The sequence below is a fragment of the Bacillus sp. 2B09 genome, from assembly GCF_003946835.1.
In the GTDB taxonomy this organism is placed as follows: Bacteria; Bacillota; Bacilli; order Bacillales; family Bacillaceae; genus Bacillus; species Bacillus altitudinis.
In genome coordinates, this window is the sequence record NZ_RPSG01000002.1 from 82,959 (window position 1) to 99,476 (window position 16,518).

Consider the following 16,518-nt stretch of genomic DNA (forward strand, 5'->3'; position numbering starts at 1 on the left):
TTTTTTTATGACATTTTCAACGCAATTAAGGCAAGAAGCAGAACCATTATTTGAAGCGATTTATCAGCATCCGTTTGTGAGAGGACTTGCAGCAGGAGAACTCGAAAAGGAACAGATCATTCATTATGTCAAACAGGATGCAGAATATTTAAATGCCTTTATTAAAATTTATGCGGCAGCCATTAGCAGATGTACAGACAGAGAGGACATTACCTTTTTCCATCAACAAATGGCTTTTGTCCTTGATAGTGAGACACATCCTCATCAAAACCTTTGCCTGGTGGCAGGTGTAGCTTATGATGAACTGCAAGGTGCATCTTTGGCGCCAAGTGCTCATCACTATATTCATCACATGCTGCAAGTCGCCGAGGAAGGGACGCTAGGAGAAATCATTGCGGTTTTGCTCCCTTGCCCTTGGACCTATTGGGAAATAGGCAAACGAATGCTCAGAGATGTAGAGCCCGATCCTGCCCATCCATTCTATGAGTGGATCACGTTTTATGGCGGGTTAACGGACTCTGTTACAGTGGAGCTTTGCAAACGGCTTGATCAGTGGGCGGAAGAAGCAAGTGAGAAGGAAAAGGAGAAAATGAAACAGCACTTCATCTTAAGCTGTCAGCTTGAGTATAAATTCTGGGACATGGCCTTTACTGTCGAAGAGTGGCCTGTCCAAATGGAGGTGCATTCTTCATGACATGGAAGATGAAAGAAGTCGTTCTTGCTGTCATTTTATCTGTGGCATGCGGAGTCATCTATTTAGGGTGGTCGACTCTTTATTTACCGATTACAGCCCTTGTCGGTCCAGCAGGAGGCAACATCATGTTCGGAATTTGGGTCATTGCCAGTCCAATCGTTGCTTACATTATCCAAAAGCCTGGCGCTGCTCTCATCGCAGAAACAGCTGCCGCCGCCGTGGAATTACTGACAGGCAGCCACTTCGGTCTTTCTGCGCTTTTGATTGGTGTATGCCAAGGACTTGGAGCAGAAATCGCCTTCGCTCTATTTGGCTATAAGCGATATCGTATGTGGACACTCATGTTGTCTGGTGCCTTTGCAGCAGTAGGGGCAATGGCATATAGCCTCATTGCCAATGGATTCGGCTATTACACACCTCAAGTGTTACTCATGACACTTGTCACTCAAGTCATCAGCGGTATGTTACTCGGCGGTTGCTTGGCAAAGGTTGTGGTGGATGCTTTATCTAAAACAGGTGTGCTGAATCAATATGCCATCATGAAAGAAAAACGAAGTAAGGGTGACCAGCATGGATTCATTTCTCGCGTGCAGTAATCTCACTGTCCGTTTTTATGAACAGCCGAATCCCGTTCTTCATCAAGTATCTCTTTCTATTCAAAAGGGGGAAAAGGTGCTGATATTAGGACCAAGTGGAAGCGGGAAATCTACGCTGATTTCTGTGCTTGCTGGTATTATTCCAGAGCATATGGAAGCTGAAGTACAGGGAGAAGTGATGCGGCAAAGGCATACTGGTGTCATGTTTCAAGACCCAGATTCGCAGTTTTGTATGCACCGAGTCAATGAAGAAATTGCGTTTAGCTTAGAGAATCGATCTGTCCCTCGAGAACAAATGGATGACATGATTCAACATCTCATGAAAAAGGTACAGCTGGATGTCGACCCAAACACAGATATTCATACCTTATCTGGCGGAATGAAGCAGCGGTTGGCGCTTGCTTGTTTACTAGCATTAGAGCCAGATGTCCTGTTCTTTGATGAACCGACTGCACAGCTTGATCCAGCAGGAAGAATGGAGATATTTCAATTACTTCAGCAGCTTTCAGCTGAACAGAATCAGACGATGATTTTTGTGGAGCATGTGTTAGACGGTGTCATCGAGTGGATGGATCGGGTGATCTTATTAGATCATCAAGGCCGTATCATAGCAGATGGAACGCCAAAAGACGTGATGAACACATTTGAGGGAGAAATGAAAGAAGCCGGCATTTGGCGTCCGAAAATATTTCCCGAGAAATGGTCCACTATCGTACAAGATTCGTTTCATCCACTGAGTCAAACACTCTTGCAAACCTTTGAGGCGAGAAAAGAACGTCATGAGAAATTGTCATCAACAGATCGAGAGGTCATTATTCGCACAGATCATCTACAATTAAGCTACGGGAAAAAAAGCATTATAGATGACCTGCACCTTAATATAAAAGCAGGAGATTGGGTTGCGATCATTGGTGAGAATGGCAGCGGAAAAAGTACGTTTCTTAAACATGTCATCCGTTTAGAACCAATAAAGAAAGGTCACATTTTCTTAAAAGGAAAACACCTGAAAAAGTGGTCTGACCGAACATTATATGAAAAAGCAGGCTTTGTATTTCAAAATCCAGAACTTCAATTTATACAGGACACAGTGTTTGATGAAATCGCATTTGGTGGGAGACAGCGAAATTGGCCAGAGTCTGTGGTGCAAGAAAAAACGAATCAGCTATTGGCAGAGTTCGGTCTAGAGAAGCATAGAGACGTGCATCCTTTCACCTTAAGTCTAGGACAAAAAAGAAGATTAAGTGTTGCCACGATGCTTCTTTTTGATCAGGATGTTCTCATTTTAGATGAGCCGACCTTCGGGCAGGATGAGAAAACGGCGAGGGAGTTAATCCGGCGTTTAAAAGAACGTCAACGACAAGGCACCACCATTATCATGGTCACACATGATATGGAACTCGTTGATGAGTGCGCTGATCAGGTTCTTGTTTTTCATCAAGGGGAGCATGTTTATGATGGTACGCCTTTTGATTTATTTTCTCATCAGGAACTTGTCACTTCCTGTGAGCTGAGAGTGCCGTTACATTATCGCTATATGGCTGAAAGAAAGGAAGTGATGACGATTGCAAAGTAATCACTCCTTTCTATCCACTGTAAATCCAGTCATGAAATTACTCGCCCATCTCCTTGCGATGTGCTGTCTGATGGCGATTTCTGATCCTAAAACGACATTCATCATCTGGCTGTTTGCACTTGGAATTGGACTTGTCCTAGGCGGCTGGAATTTGAAATACCTCATCACCAGACTTGTACCTTATCTGCTCTTTTTCATTCTCGTGTTTTGGATGATCGCGGCCTTTGGCAAGGGAGATCATACAGTTTGGAAGTGGGCATGGTTTCATATTACAGAGGAGAGTTTAAGAAATGGGCTGACCATTTCTTTTAGAATGCTTGGCTTTGTGACATTTGGTCTCCTTTTTACATCAACAACTGATTTGACGGCCTTTATGATGAGCTTAATCCATCAATGCCGAATGTCACCCAAATGGGCATATGGGATGCTGGCAGGCTTCCGGTTTATCCCGTTGTTTCAAAGTGAATTGAAGCAAATGAAGGCTGCACATAAAATTAGAGGTTACAAGCAAAAAAACAGTTGGAAAGCCTTTATACGTTATGCACTCCCTCTTTTCACGCAAGGCGTACGGAAATCTGAACGACTAGCCATTGCGATGGAAGCAAGAGGCTTCACAGGGACGAGGGAGAGAACGTATTATCATGTCATCAGCACTTCATGGATCGACTGCATGTATCTTTTTTTCATCGTCATTAGTGTGTTGATATGCATCTTCTTCTTTTAAAAACAGCCACATTCTCTTGATGGAATGTGGCTGTTTTATATGTCTTAGGTCATTTGGTTGATATTAGTACACATTGCAGGCTGTAATAGATCATATAAAGAACCGATAAAGAGAGTGTACTGAGAAAAAGAGAGGATGAACGTGAGCGAATGTCACAGAGAATTGATAACATAATAGACGCTTTACCAATCGTTGGACTAGCTATGAGAGAGCAGCTAACCTTTTCTGTATTAGGGAAAGAGAAGGTTCTTTATTATCAGCAGCACGGGAACATTGACTTAGGGTTTAAAGCTGGGGATGTTGTAGCTCCCGGGTTCCAAAACTTTTCGATGTTGAAAAATGGGAGAGAGCCATCGTTTATCCAGATTCCTAAAGAGGTGTACGGAATTCCTATGGACATCGTCGCCGTCCCGATTAAAGATGACAATGGTCAAGTGATCGCTGCCTTCTGTGTAGCATATGACCAAACGAATCAACAACGATTAGAACACATTATGACGGAAAGTAACGATGCTTCCGAAAAACTAGTCGCGATGGTACAGCAAGTGGCTGCACATTCAGAGGAACTACAAGCGACAAGTGAACAAATTCTACAAAATACAAAAACCACTGTCGAAAATTCCTCTAAAATCAACCAAGTGTCTAATCTCATCAAAGGTATCTCTGATCAAACGAACTTACTTGGACTCAATGCATCCATTGAGGCTGCAAGAGTCGGTGAAGCAGGTGCAGGCTTTGGGGTGGTTGCTACAGAAGTGAGAAAGCTGTCTACTCACGCGAAGCAGGCAACGACTGATATTGAAACAGCGCTAAAAGATGTGCAAGGCTCTATCAAAGGAATGGAAGAAGAAATAGCACAAATCGTGGCTTCTTCTGAACATCAAGCAGAACTCGTTGGCACTTTCACAAAAATTATTGAGGGGCTGCACGAAACGAACGAAACGATGAAATCATTGGCAACAGACTTAGTCAATTATCAAGTGAAATAAATAAACGAATCACAAAACCTCCAGCCATATCGGAGGTTTTTTAACGTGTTGAAGTGAGTTTTTTGTCATGATATTGACGGGTTTTTCACTGACAGGGAAGTTACACTTCTGTATGATAGAAAAAGAGAGACCTGTTTTGATCATTAGACCTATACATAAGGAGGAAGCCCATCTTGACACAATCAGCAAAGCTGCAAGAAGTACTTGCGCCTTACCGTCCATTGTTAGATCAAACTGAAAAACCACTGATTCAATTACAGATAAAACAAGGAAAAACAGGACCATATGACAGCAAAATAGCAGGTGATCCTTATTTCCCAAAAAACGACGAATATCCCGTTGATGGAGAAGGCCATCCTATGAAGTTGCTGGCACAAATCAATTTCGGCCAGCTGCCAAAACTGAAAGATTACCCAGAAACAGGACTTTTGCAAGTGTTTATTTCTGTACATGATGATCTTTATGGGATGAATATTGACCAAAAAACAGAGCAAAAAGATTTTCGGATCAAATTTATTGAGGAATCTTTCTTAGCTGAAGAAGACTTATTGACTGATTTTTCATTCGTGAAAATTCCTGACGATTTTTATTTTCCAGTTACGAAGGAAGGCGCGATTACAGGTGAATTATCAAGCGAAACGATCAGTGTAGAAGATTTCCGCTTTGAAAAAGTCACAGGAAAGCGAAGCTGGGATCTATTCGAAGATGCTGTTGGTATTGATGGTGATGAAGCAGATACTTTACTAGATGAATTTTATGAGACAGCAAGTGGTTTTGGCCACAAAGTAGGCGGATACCCAGGTTTTACACAAGAAGACCCGCGTACCTATGTAGACCAAGAACATAGTGTGCTATTATTGCAAATTGACTCAGATGATGAAGTGGACATGTTATGGGGAGATTGCGGCATTGCTAACTTTTTTATCAAACCAGAAGACCTCAAACGAAAACATTTCGAAAATGTCGTCTATAACTGGGATTGCTCCTAATTTTGTAAAAAACACTCTTTTTGAAGAGTGTTTTTTGTCTATTTTTAGCCTTTTTGCCCCTAAATCGTCATTTCTGAGAGGTAATATGTCATTCTTTCTAGTTGACCGTATCAAAAAAAAATGTAAAATCATCTTAAAGTCCTCTTTTTTGAAAATAATAATAAAATGACATATCAATCAACAATGAAATGCTCGAAAAAGCGGAATGTACTGGGGGGGATCAATTGATCATTTCGAAAGTAATCAACAATAATGTGGTCAGTGCGTATGATGACGAGCAGCATGAGCTGGTCATTATGGGTAGAGGGATTGCGTTTCAAAAGAAAAGCGGAGACCCGATTGACGAAGAACGTATCGAAAAAGTATTTTCCATTCAAAATAAAGATATATCAGAAAAATTCAAAACCCTGCTTTATGATATTCCGATCGAGTATATGCAAGTGTGTGAGGCAATTATCGATTACGCGAGAACGACCCTTAACAAAAATTTAAATGACAGCATCTATGTCACATTAACGGATCATATTACCTTTGCTATTGAACGTCATCAAAAAGGAATGGACATAAAAAATGCCTTGCTTTGGGAAATCAAACGGCTGTACAAAGAGGAATTCATGTGTGGTGTAGAAGCGATTCGGATCATACAGGACAAGCTCAACATCCATCTTCCCGAGGATGAAGCAGGCTTTATTGCGATGCATATTGTCAATGCAGAACTGAATGAGGAAATGCCGAATGTCATTCAAATTACAAAACTGATTCAAGATATTTTGAACATCGTAAAGTATCATTTCCAAATTGATTTGGACGAAGAATCATTAAATTATTTCCGTTTTGTCACGCATTTGAAGTTTTTTGGACAGCGTCTGTTTAACGAAACACAAATGGAAAATCAAAATGAGTTTCTGTATGAAGTGGTAAAGGAAAAAAATACAGCCGCTTTTCAATGTGCGGAGAAAATTAATGACTATGTTCAAAAAGAATACAACCGAAGTCTCATAGAAGATGAGATGTTATACTTAACTTTGCACATCGATCGAGTCATAAAAAGAAAATAAATCAAAAAGAAAGCGTTGACATATCAAAATTAACATGCTAATTTATAACTATAAACTCAATAACCCACAATCTTTTAGGATTGTTACTGGTCAAGCAGGCAAAACCTAAATCATTGTCCCTATCTTTGATAAGGCATGATTTAGGTTTTTTTGTATCTAAAGGCTTATAAAATTGAATAACGATCAATCGCTATGAAGGATTGTTACTGGTTAAGCAGGCAAAACCTAAATATCGATTAATGTCTGAATCGCTATTTTTCGGGCATTAATGGATGTTTAGGTTTTTTCTATATCAAGATGAAATCAACGATTGGAGGGTAACACAATGAACCACAAACAAACAGCAAAAGAAGTTCTAGAGCTTGTCGGCGGTGAAAAGAATGTTAAGCATGTCACGCACTGTATGACAAGGCTCCGCTTCAACTTATACGATGAAAGCAAAGCGGATAAAGAGAAGCTGCAATCAACAGACGGCGTCATGGGCGTGAATCAAAGCGGCGGTCAATACCATGTCATTATTGGCAACGACGTATCAAACGTCTATCAAGCAATGATTGCTGATTCTGGGTTATCAACAGATGTAAAGTCAGGCGATTCAGAAGAAGCATCAAAACAAAATGTGATTTCAAAGCTTTTCGATTTTATCTCTGGTGTCTTCACACCGATTCTTCCAGCCATCGCTGGAGCTGGTATGATCAAAGGAATCTTGGCATTAATGCTGACGTTCCAATGGATCTCAGATAAAAGCAGCACATATGCGATTTTAACAGCTATCGGAGACGGAGCCTTTTACTTCTTACCGATTCTGCTTGCTGTAAGCGTAGCCAAAAAAATTGGCACAAATCAGTATATCGCCGCTGCCATTGCAGCAGCCGCACTGCACCCGCAGTTAACGGCTTTACTAGGCGCAGGAAATACAGAATTTCTAGGGCTACCAGTGGTTGCCGTTGTGTACTCTTCATCGGTGATTCCAATTCTACTCACTATCTGGCTCGGCTCATATGTTGAAAGATTCGCGGAAAAATATAGTCCGAAATCACTAAAAATCATTCTTGTTCCAACAGTTACACTTCTTGTCGTGGTACCAGTTATGCTCATCGCGGTTGGACCGCTTGGTGGTATTATCGGAAATGGCCTTTCAGGTGGAATTGATTTATTGTTCAAACATGCAGGTATTTTGGCCGGACTCTTAATCGGTGGCTTTATGTCACCATTGATCATTACGGGCATGCACTATGCACTACTTCCAATTATGATCAACAACATTACATTAAACGGTTTTGACTTCATTCTTCCAATGATGTTTGTAGCGAATATGGCACAAGCAGGCGCAGCATTCGGTGTCTTCTTAAGATCAAAAAACAAAACATTCAAATCATTGGCGATGTCTACAAGTATCACTGCGTTAATGGGTATTACTGAACCTGCTATGTATGGTGTGAACATGCGATTGAAAAAACCGTTCCTTGCAGCCCTCATTGGTGCAGCAGCAGGCGGCGTGTTCATGTCTATCTTCAAAGTAAAGTCATATGTGATATCAGGATCAGCAGGTCTTCCAGGTCTCCCAACGTTCATTGGACCGACATTTGTGTACTCCATCATTGGATTAGTGATCGGCTTTGTTGTAGCAACCATCATGACACTTGTTCTAGGGTTCAAAGATGTACCAGTGAAAGATGATACAAAAGCAGACAAACCAGAAGAAAAGAAAGATACAGTAGCGCTTCAAAATGAAGTGGTACAAAGCCCGCTTGAAGGTCAACTAAAGCCGCTCAATCAAGTAAATGATGCAACATTCTCTAATGAAATCATGGGTAAAGGAACAGCCATTGTCCCAACAGTTGGACGTGTAGTAGCCCCGTTCAACGGCAAGGTTGAAACCATTTTCCAAACGAAACATGCCATTGGTTTAAAGAGTGATCAAGGCACAGAGCTTCTGATCCATGTGGGGATTGATACAGTAAAACTTGGCGGTAAACATTTCACAAGTCATGTAGAGTCAGGTGATCTTGTTCAAGCAGGAGATCTGCTAGTTGAATTTGATATCGAGGGCATTCAGCAAGAAGGCTATGATGTAACAACGCCAATTATCGTCACCAACACAAATGATTATGCACAAGTTAATGCGAAAACAGATGGGGCGATTACAGTAAAAGAGACATTGCTTACAGTCAGTGTAGAAGAAAATGAGGAGGGCATTCAACATGACGAATTTAGAAAAAACATTTCCTAAAGGTTTCTTATGGGGCGGCGCAGTAGCCGCCAACCAAATTGAAGGCGCTTATAACAAAGATGGAAAAGGCTTGTCGACAGCCGATATATCACCACACGGTATTATGCACCCATTTGACGAATCAATGAAAGACCTTAACTTATATCATGATGCGATCGACTTCTATCATCGCTACAAAGAAGATATTGCCCTGTTTGCAGAAATGGGATTCAAGTGCTTCAGACTATCCATTTCTTGGCCACGTATTTTCCCAAATGGCGACGATGCGGAACCGAATGAAGCGGGCCTCGCTTTCTATGAAAAAGTATTTGATGAACTGCATAAGCATGGAATTGAGCCAGTTGTCACGATCTCTCACTATGAAATGCCACTTGCACTTGTGAAAAACTACGGCGGATGGAGAAACCGTAAGCTTGTGGGTCTTTATGAAACATACGCTAAAACATTATTCACTCGCTTTAAAGATAAAGTGAAATATTGGATGACCTTCAATGAAATTAACGTCGTCTTACATGCTCCTTTCACAGGGGGCGGCCTTGTATTTGAAGAAGGCGAAGACGAGAAGAGCATTCAATATCAAGCAGCGCATCACCAATTTGTTGCAAGTGCTCTAGCTGTTAAAGCAGGACACGAAATCATTCCTGATGCGAAAATCGGTTGTATGATTGCAGCGATGACAACTTATCCGTACAGCTCAAGACCAGAAGATATGTTTGCTGCGATTGAACAAGATCGTAAAACATTGTTCTTCTCAGATGTACAGGCAAGAGGTTATTACCCTGGATACATGAAACGTTATTTCCTGGAAAATAACATCAACATTGAGTTCCAAGACGGTGACGAAGACATTCTAAGAAACCATACAGTCGACTATATTGGCTTCAGCTATTATATGAGTTTTGTGACAAGTACAGATCCAGAGGTTCTTGGACAAGTTACTGGTGGCAACCTATTTGAAGGCGTGAAAAACCCTTATCTAGAAGCAAGTGATTGGGGCTGGCAAATTGATCCAAAAGGACTTCGTACAACACTAAATCAACTATATGACCGCTACCAAAAACCATTGTTTATCGTAGAAAATGGATTGGGTGCTGTGGATCAAGTAGAAGAAGACGGCTCCATTCAAGACGATTACCGAATTGATTACCTCAGAAGCCATTTGCTTGAGGCAAGAGAAGCGATCGCAGACGGCGTTGATCTGATCGGCTATACAAGCTGGGGCCCAATTGACCTTGTCAGCGCATCAACAGCTGAAATGAAAAAACGCTACGGCTTCATTTATGTCGACCGTGATAACGAAGGAAAAGGTACATTAGATAGAAAGAAAAAGAAAAGCTTTGATTGGTATAAACAAGTGATTGCGACAAATGGAAAGCATTTAGACGCATAAAAAAGAGAGACAAACCGCTGATCAAACGGTTTGTCTCTTTTTATTGTCAGTGGACTATGATGTCCACACTTGATCCGCAATCTCAATCACATGACGCAGCTTTTCCCATTGCTGTTCTTCTGTTAACAAATTGCCTTCCTCTGTTGAAGCGAATCCGCATTGTGGGCTCAAACAGATTTGGTTGATGTCCACATATTGAGCTGCTTCCTCGATTCGTCTTTTGATCTGATCAACGGGTTCAAGTTCCCCATACTTTGAAGTGACAAGACCTAGTACGATTTGAAGGTTTGGATTCTTCACATAACGCAGGGGTTCAAATCCGCCAGAACGGTCATCGTCGAATTCTAAGAAGAGACCATCCAAATCGAGACCCGCAAAAATCGTTTCTGCCGCTGCTTCATAACCACCTTCAGCTGCCCACGTTGATTTAAAGTTACCACGGCAAATGTGCATAGTGATCACCAAATCCTCTGGACGATCGGCAACCGCTTCATTGATTGTTTTCGCAAATGACTCACGCAGTTCATCTTCTTCTCGGCCAAAGGCTTTGATTTGTTCATGTCCTTTTTCAGAAAAGAACACAGCCCAAGCTGTATCATCTAGCTGTAAGTAACGGCAGCCTGCATCATAAAAAGCACGAATGGCTTTTTTATAAGCTTGTGCCACGTCATGGTGAAAATCATCTAAGCTGTCGTACACACCTTCTTCAAGCTTTCCACGGAAAAAGAGCATATTCGGACTTGGAATCGTCATTTTAGCCGTATGATCACCCGCTATGCTGTGAAGGAAGCGATAATCCTCCAGCATTGGATGATCAGTAAAATCTATCTTACCTGTTACTTTGATGCCTCTCGCTTTTGTCGTCGTATTGTGGAATTGAATGCCTTGGTCTGCTTCAAATCCTTCGACCCCATCAAGCCCTTCTAGAAAGTCAAAATGCCACCATGCACGTCTGAATTCTCCATCTGTGACAACCTCTAATCCAATTTCCTTTTGCTTCTCTACAATACGAGTGATTTCTTCGTTTTCAATTTGTCTGAGCTGTTCTGCTGTCAGTGTACCGTCTGCTTTTTGCTTGCGGGCTTCTTTGATGCGTTCAGAACGAAGTAAACTCCCTACTTGATCTGCGCGAAATGGCGGCTTTGTTGTTTTCTTACCAATGGTTTGTACTTGTGTCATGCTGAATCCCTTCTTTCTTCAGGTTATAAATCAAATAAAAAAGCTCTTCCTTGGATAAGGAAGAGCATCATATACTGTGAGATCTCTGCCTTATCTTCAAACAAGCTTCAGCTTGCTTAAGGAATTAGCACCATTCTGTTCCTAGGAACAGCGGTTGCCGGGTTTCACAGGGCCAGTCCCTCCACCACTCTTAATAAGGTTACCTTTGATTCAATTTTCTTAATAAACACAATTATTCAATCTTTTCGAGAAAAAGTCAATGGTTTTTCCTATTTATTTTCCTACATAAACAAATCAGCGACGAGAACACCGGCTAATCCAACAAGTGATAGAACAGTCACCATCAATGTCCACGTTTTAAAAGTTTGAGCCATCGACAAATTAAAGTATTCTTTGTAAATCCAGAAACCTGCATCATTCACATGAGAGAATGTTATACTGCCGGCGCCTGTTGCAATCACCATTAATTCTGGGCTGACTCCCGTCAAACCAATTAGCGGTGCAGAAATGCCAGCTGCTGTGAGACCCGCGACAGTTGCTGACCCTAAAGAGACACGAAGGACAGCTGCAATCAGCCAAGTGAGGAGCAGAGGAGACAGTGTGCTTCCTTGCATAATCCCTGCAATGTATTGATCAACACCGCTGTCAATGAGCACCTGTTTAAAGGCGCCGCCGCCAGCAATGATCAATAGAATCATCGCAATGGAGCCAATTGAATCCGTAATCGACTTCATGACGTCCTGCATGCTCTTTCCTCTGCCAAGACCAAATGTGTAGATGGCAAGCAACACAGAGATTAATAGGGCAATCGCCGGCTCACCTAAAAACTCAGCCGCCGGTAGCAGCGGGGAGGACGGGAAGAAAATTTCTAAACATGCTCTGAATGTCATGAGCAATACAGGTAAAATAGCGGTGAAAATACTAATGCCGAAGCTTGGCATTTCCTCTTCTGTAAATTCCTTTGGATTAAACAAGTCCTTTGGAATGTGTGCATGCAGTTGGTCTTTCTTAAATAGTTTCGTAAACAGAAGTCCGCCTACTAAAACAGCAGGAATGGCTAAAATAATTCCAACCAATAAGGTTTGTCCCATGTTGGCTTCAAATACATTGGCAATGGCTGTCGGCCCTGGGTGAGGAGGGAGGAAGCCATGTGTGGTAATGAGTGCAGCGACGAGCGGCATTCCCACATACAACACAGGAAGTCTTGCGGCTTGAGCAATGGTAAAGACTAATGGAATAAGAATAATGAATCCGGTTTCATAAAATAGAGCAATTCCGATAACAAATCCAGTCAGCATCGTCGCCCATTGGATTTTCCCGATACCAAAGCGGTCGATGAGTGTCATGGCAATACGCTGAGCACCGCCAGAATCAGCCATCAATTTACCAAGCATCGCTCCAAAGCCAAGAACCAACGCCAGATGGCCGAGTGTACTTCCAAGCCCTTTTTCGACTGAAACAATCGCTTCAAGTGGTGACATGCCTTCTAAAACGGCAACGATTAAAGAGACAATAATCAACGAAATGAAAGCGTTTAACTTAAAGACAACCATGAGTAAAAGTAATAACAAAACGCCAAGTCCGATAAAAACTAACGACATGATCTTTCCTCCTTTGTGCTGCATCAGGGAGCGTGAACGCTCCCTCTGCTTTATCCTTCAAGTATGTCTACTGCTTCTTTTAACGTATCCTTTGAGCCAACATTTCCCGGGAAAATCACATAAGACATGAATGGGAATTTGCTTTCTTCTCCTGTTTGCCAAACGGGAATACCTGGTTTGATTTGACCTGCGACAGTCGCACGTTTGACGCTGAGTCCTCTTGTTCCAATATCGCTTGAGGTGATTCCACCTTTGGCAATGAGGTACTTAGGGCGAATGGAGAGGCGCTGGACAATGCTTGTCACCGCATCACTAATCTGAACAGAGAGCTTCAATTCTTCCTCTCGGCGATTGTCTCCAAGATCAAGCCGTTCTCTCCTTGTATAAACAGCAACCGATTGCCCGGTTGTTAAAAGCCTTTCAGTTTGTTGAATCACGCGGTCCATTTCCTCTTGAAATGCTTCAGGTTCTAACACGAGGTGTGTATCAAATTCAATAAATGCAATGTCTTTATTTTGCTGCAGCGCTCGCAATTGTTCGGTTGTTTTTTTGACATGGGAACCGACCATGATGAGGCCACCGTGCGTGCTTTCTTCCTGTATTAAGTCTTGTCTAGCTAAAAGTGCTTGATCCTCAACACCGCCAAGCACTTTTGTGAGAGCGGCCGCACTTCTAAATAGAAAGTGCTGACCTGCTTTGATAGCATCTATGAGGGCAACGACAAAGACTTTGACATCGTCATAGTCCACTGCATTGACAACCACTTTTTGAAAATCCTTCACGGTCATCAGCTGATCCTTGATTTGTTCAATACGTAAAGCCTGGATATCTTCTAAAGAAATATAAGTAGTGTTTTCCTTAGTGAACGATCCGTTTGATTTCTCTTCGATCCATTCTCCGAGGTGAGAAGATTGAAATCCGAATGTACGATCCAATGCAAATTCTGTGTCACCAGCAGGAATTAATTCGTGACCTTCCTGTACGTAGTGAATATTGCCAATCGTAAAGCGACCGCCTTCTTTAAAAAAGGGAAGAAGGATTTCGCCGTCAAATTGGCGGGAGCTTTGCTGTTCAATGGTCGTTCTGAGAATTTCAGTCTCTAGCGGGAAGTGTCCACGTAGGGTGGAGTCTCCCCGGCTGACAATGATGAAATCTTGATCAAGCCGTTCAGCCGTTTTCACAATCGTTGATGCGATCGTTTCATGAAGAACCGCCGTTTCTTTCTCTGTCATACTGCGAGAGTTGGTTAAGATAAAGAACATACGGCTGTCTTCAAGAAAACCAGCTTCAATGCTTTTCTCTGACCAATCGGTGAAAACAGAGACGCCGTGTACGGTTTGAATGCCTGTTGGGTCATCGTCTAATACAATCACTTTATGGTGAAAATGGTTTAGTGCTTGTTCGTATGCTGATTGAATGCGGTCTGAATCCGCTTTCGGAATGGCATTTAGTAACTCAATGCTTTGTTTCATAGAACCTCATCCTTTCTTCACTTCAACATGAGCCATTTTTTCGTAATATTGAACGATTCCGCCGTGATCAAGTCCAGACTTTCCGTCCGCTTTGAGGGCGTGGAAGATTTCTAGCAGCTGACTAGAAAGCGGGAGAGGAACGCCGATATCGTGGGCAGTTTCCATGACATTGGTTAAATCCTTTAAGTTGATGTCAATACGTCCGCCAGGCTCAAAGTTTCGTTCTAAAATGAGAGGAACCTTCGCATCGAGTACAGCACTTCCTGCCAGTCCACCTCGGATGGCTTCATACATTTTATCAATCGCAATGCCAGACTTAGCGGCAAGGACGAGTGCTTCGGACATGGCAGCGATATTTAAGTTGACGATGATTTGATTCGCAAGCTTAGCGGTTGTCCCGCTTCCATTTGAACCAACTAATACGACATCTGTGCCCATGGCATAGAGGACATCCTTTACTTGTTCAAAGATCTCTTCTTCTCCGCCCGCCATAATCGCAAGTGTCCCGTCTATCGCCTTTGGCTCTCCGCCACTGACAGGAGCATCGATAAATTCGACCTGATGCTGTTTTGCCAGTGCCGCTAAAGCTCTAGAAGTAACAGGTGAAATAGAGCTCATATCTATAATGATCGTGCCAGGTTTTGCTGTAGCCAATATGCCTTGTTCACCTGCTACAACTGCTTCTACATGCTCACCTTTTGGAAGCATCGTGATGATGATATCGCTTTCAGATGCTGCCTCAGCAGCTGATGCAGCGGCATTTGCGCCCACTTCTTTTAATGCTAGAACAGCTTCTGTATGAATATCGAAAACAGTCACAGTATGACCGGCTTTTAATAGATTGAGTGCCATAGGTTTCCCCATAATGCCTAATCCAATGAATCCAATTTGCTTTGCCATTTTGTCCGCCTCCTATTTAGAAACCCCTTACAAAAAGCGCTTTCTTTTCTTTTTGTTAGTATATATACTGTCTATTTAAATTAATAGTAGGAAATAAACTATTGTTCATTTAATGTACATGACGAAATAGGAATGTGTCAACGGAAAATATGAGAAAAGTCACAAAAAAAAGACCGGAAACAGCTCCGGTCTATTGTCGATTATGTTTTATTTTTAGCTACAGCTAATCGAGAACGTTTGACGTTGTCGATCGCATTTGATCCTAATTCTAAAACAGCTGCGACGTACAAAACATCAATAATCACAAGCTGATTAATACGAGAAATCATTGAGTCAGAACGATAGGTTGTTTCCCTCGATGAACTGAGCAGATGAAAGTCGGATTTCTTGGCGAGCTCTGATTTTGGATAGCTCGTAATCGAGGCGACCGTTGCACCTTTTTCCTTTGCAAATTGCACGGCGTCAAGGATTTCTCTACTTTCCCCTGAATGTGAGATCGCGACGATAAAATCATGTTCCGTTGCATGTGTTGCAATCATATTCATCATATGAGGATCACTACATAGACTCACTTCAAAGCCAAGCTGGAGAAACTTATGATAGGCATCTCCGGCAATAAAACTGGAGGCACCTGCTCCAAAGAAGACGGTTTTATGAGCCTGTTTCATTTGCTCAATAAATTGTGTCACAGCCTGGTCTTCTAAAATATGCTTCATATCCTGAATAGAGTTGGTTGTTAACTCTATGACCTTATGTTTAATATCTGCGACACTATCAGATGCTTCGATCTCGCCGTATATAGATTGAGGCGTATTGGTCGCAATATCCTGCGCGACATGGACACGAAACACTTGATAGGACTCATAGCCAATTTTTCGCAGAAAACGGAAGATCGTCGTTTCACTTGTGTTGCATTCAGTAGCGAGTGCACTAATCGAATGAAGCACAACTTTCTGAGGGTTTTGTAAAATGTAATTGGCAATCTTTTTCTGGGTAGGGGACAAACTATGAAATGTTGTCCGGATATGACTGAAAATATTCTCTTCTATGATAAACACCACACTTCATCTAACATTCTATCTTAAGCATACAGGAACTTATGAAAACGGTAAACAAACCT

14 protein-coding genes and 1 riboswitch are annotated in these 16,518 nt (G+C 42.0%); of the genes, 9 read left to right on the top strand and 5 right to left on the bottom strand.

From position 1 onward, the window contains the following. The first annotated feature begins 7 nt into the window (after positions 1-7). The 9 genes from tenA (at position 8) to bglH (ending at position 10,246) form a co-directional block, all read left to right on the top strand. Entirely contained in the window at positions 8-694 is a 687-nt protein-coding gene (gene tenA / locus EBQ12_RS05365; RefSeq protein ID WP_125589285.1) for a thiaminase II, read from the top strand. Continuing rightward, positions 691-1,290 carry an ECF transporter S component gene (locus EBQ12_RS05370; protein ID WP_019743666.1) on the top strand — a complete coding sequence of 200 codons (600 nt, stop codon included), beginning with the start codon at positions 691-693 and terminating at the stop codon, positions 1,288-1,290. Before tenA ends, EBQ12_RS05370 begins: the two co-directional genes overlap by 4 nt. Beyond that, a complete protein-coding gene (locus EBQ12_RS05375; RefSeq protein ID WP_125589287.1) occupies positions 1,265-2,863 on the top strand; it encodes an ABC transporter ATP-binding protein in 1,599 nt (532 codons plus the stop codon). Before EBQ12_RS05370 ends, EBQ12_RS05375 begins: the two co-directional genes overlap by 26 nt. Further along, positions 2,853-3,587: an energy-coupling factor transporter transmembrane component T family protein gene (locus EBQ12_RS05380; RefSeq protein WP_024719222.1), complete on the top strand. Its 735-nt coding sequence runs from the start codon at positions 2,853-2,855 to the stop codon at positions 3,585-3,587. The genes EBQ12_RS05375 and EBQ12_RS05380 overlap by 11 nt, the downstream gene beginning before the upstream one ends. Before the next feature lie 533 nt (positions 3,588-4,120). Beyond that, positions 4,121-4,576, top strand: coding sequence for a methyl-accepting chemotaxis protein (locus EBQ12_RS19685; protein WP_255201823.1), 456 nt, complete (start codon positions 4,121-4,123; stop codon positions 4,574-4,576). A 173-nt stretch (positions 4,577-4,749) separates the two neighbouring features. Next, complete coding sequence (locus tag EBQ12_RS05390) at positions 4,750-5,565, top strand: YwqG family protein (RefSeq protein WP_125589289.1); 816 nt, start codon at positions 4,750-4,752, stop codon at positions 5,563-5,565. Positions 5,566-5,789: 224 nt separating this feature from the next. Then, positions 5,790-6,623: a BglG family transcription antiterminator LicT gene (licT, locus tag EBQ12_RS05395; RefSeq protein ID WP_017358647.1), complete on the top strand. Its 834-nt coding sequence runs from the start codon at positions 5,790-5,792 to the stop codon at positions 6,621-6,623. 325 nt (positions 6,624-6,948) lie between these two features. Next, the gene (locus tag EBQ12_RS05400) at positions 6,949-8,856 is read left to right on the top strand and encodes a beta-glucoside-specific PTS transporter subunit IIABC (RefSeq protein ID WP_125589291.1); all 1,908 of its coding nucleotides are present in this window, start codon (positions 6,949-6,951) and stop codon (positions 8,854-8,856) included. Further along, on the top strand, positions 8,828-10,246 hold the full coding sequence (gene bglH / locus EBQ12_RS05405) for an aryl-phospho-beta-d-glucosidase (protein ID WP_125589293.1): 1,419 nt from the start codon (positions 8,828-8,830) through the stop codon (positions 10,244-10,246). Before EBQ12_RS05400 ends, bglH begins: the two co-directional genes overlap by 29 nt. 54 nt (positions 10,247-10,300) lie before the next feature. Here bglH and EBQ12_RS05410 read toward each other — a convergent pair whose 3' ends face one another. From EBQ12_RS05410 to EBQ12_RS05430, 5 genes are all read right to left on the bottom strand, one after another. Further along, positions 10,301-11,425, bottom strand: a complete 1,125-nt coding sequence (locus EBQ12_RS05410; RefSeq protein ID WP_048002481.1) for a 5-methyltetrahydropteroyltriglutamate--homocysteine S-methyltransferase — start codon at positions 11,423-11,425, stop codon at positions 10,301-10,303. Between the two features lie 87 nt (positions 11,426-11,512). Beyond that, positions 11,513-11,625, bottom strand: a riboswitch (SAM riboswitch). An 81-nt stretch (positions 11,626-11,706) separates the two neighbouring features. Then, positions 11,707-13,026: a gluconate:H+ symporter gene (locus EBQ12_RS05415; protein WP_125589295.1), complete on the bottom strand. Its 1,320-nt coding sequence runs from the start codon at positions 13,024-13,026 to the stop codon at positions 11,707-11,709. A 50-nt stretch (positions 13,027-13,076) separates the two neighbouring features. Next, complete coding sequence (locus EBQ12_RS05420; protein WP_125589297.1) at positions 13,077-14,498, bottom strand: four-carbon acid sugar kinase family protein; 1,422 nt, start codon at positions 14,496-14,498, stop codon at positions 13,077-13,079. Positions 14,499-14,504: 6 nt separating this feature from the next. Continuing rightward, positions 14,505-15,398: a 2-hydroxy-3-oxopropionate reductase gene (garR, locus tag EBQ12_RS05425; RefSeq protein WP_041091244.1), complete on the bottom strand. Its 894-nt coding sequence runs from the start codon at positions 15,396-15,398 to the stop codon at positions 14,505-14,507. Between the two features lie 200 nt (positions 15,399-15,598). Then, entirely contained in the window at positions 15,599-16,456 is an 858-nt protein-coding gene (locus tag EBQ12_RS05430; protein WP_206428012.1) for a MurR/RpiR family transcriptional regulator, read from the bottom strand. Positions 16,457-16,518 lie beyond the last annotated feature (62 nt).

Bases quoted from the DNA above. Each gene is read 5' to 3' on its own strand.
- tenA (WP_125589285.1), top strand. From the start codon at position 8: ATGACATTTTCAACGCAATTAAGGCAAGAAGCAGAACCATTATTTGAA.
- EBQ12_RS05370 (WP_019743666.1), top strand. From the start codon at position 691: ATGACATGGAAGATGAAAGAAGTCGTTCTTGCTGTCATTTTATCTGTG.
- EBQ12_RS05375 (WP_125589287.1), top strand. From the start codon at position 1,265: ATGGATTCATTTCTCGCGTGCAGTAATCTCACTGTCCGTTTTTATGAA.
- EBQ12_RS19685 (WP_255201823.1), top strand. From the start codon at position 4,121: ATGGTACAGCAAGTGGCTGCACATTCAGAGGAACTACAAGCGACAAGT.
- EBQ12_RS05400 (WP_125589291.1), top strand. From the start codon at position 6,949: ATGAACCACAAACAAACAGCAAAAGAAGTTCTAGAGCTTGTCGGCGGT.
- bglH (WP_125589293.1), top strand. From the start codon at position 8,828: ATGACGAATTTAGAAAAAACATTTCCTAAAGGTTTCTTATGGGGCGGC.
- EBQ12_RS05410 (WP_048002481.1), bottom strand. From the start codon at position 11,425: ATGACACAAGTACAAACCATTGGTAAGAAAACAACAAAGCCGCCATTT.
- EBQ12_RS05415 (WP_125589295.1), bottom strand. From the start codon at position 13,026: ATGTCGTTAGTTTTTATCGGACTTGGCGTTTTGTTATTACTTTTACTC.
- EBQ12_RS05420 (WP_125589297.1), bottom strand. From the start codon at position 14,498: ATGAAACAAAGCATTGAGTTACTAAATGCCATTCCGAAAGCGGATTCA.
- garR (WP_041091244.1), bottom strand. From the start codon at position 15,398: ATGGCAAAGCAAATTGGATTCATTGGATTAGGCATTATGGGGAAACCT.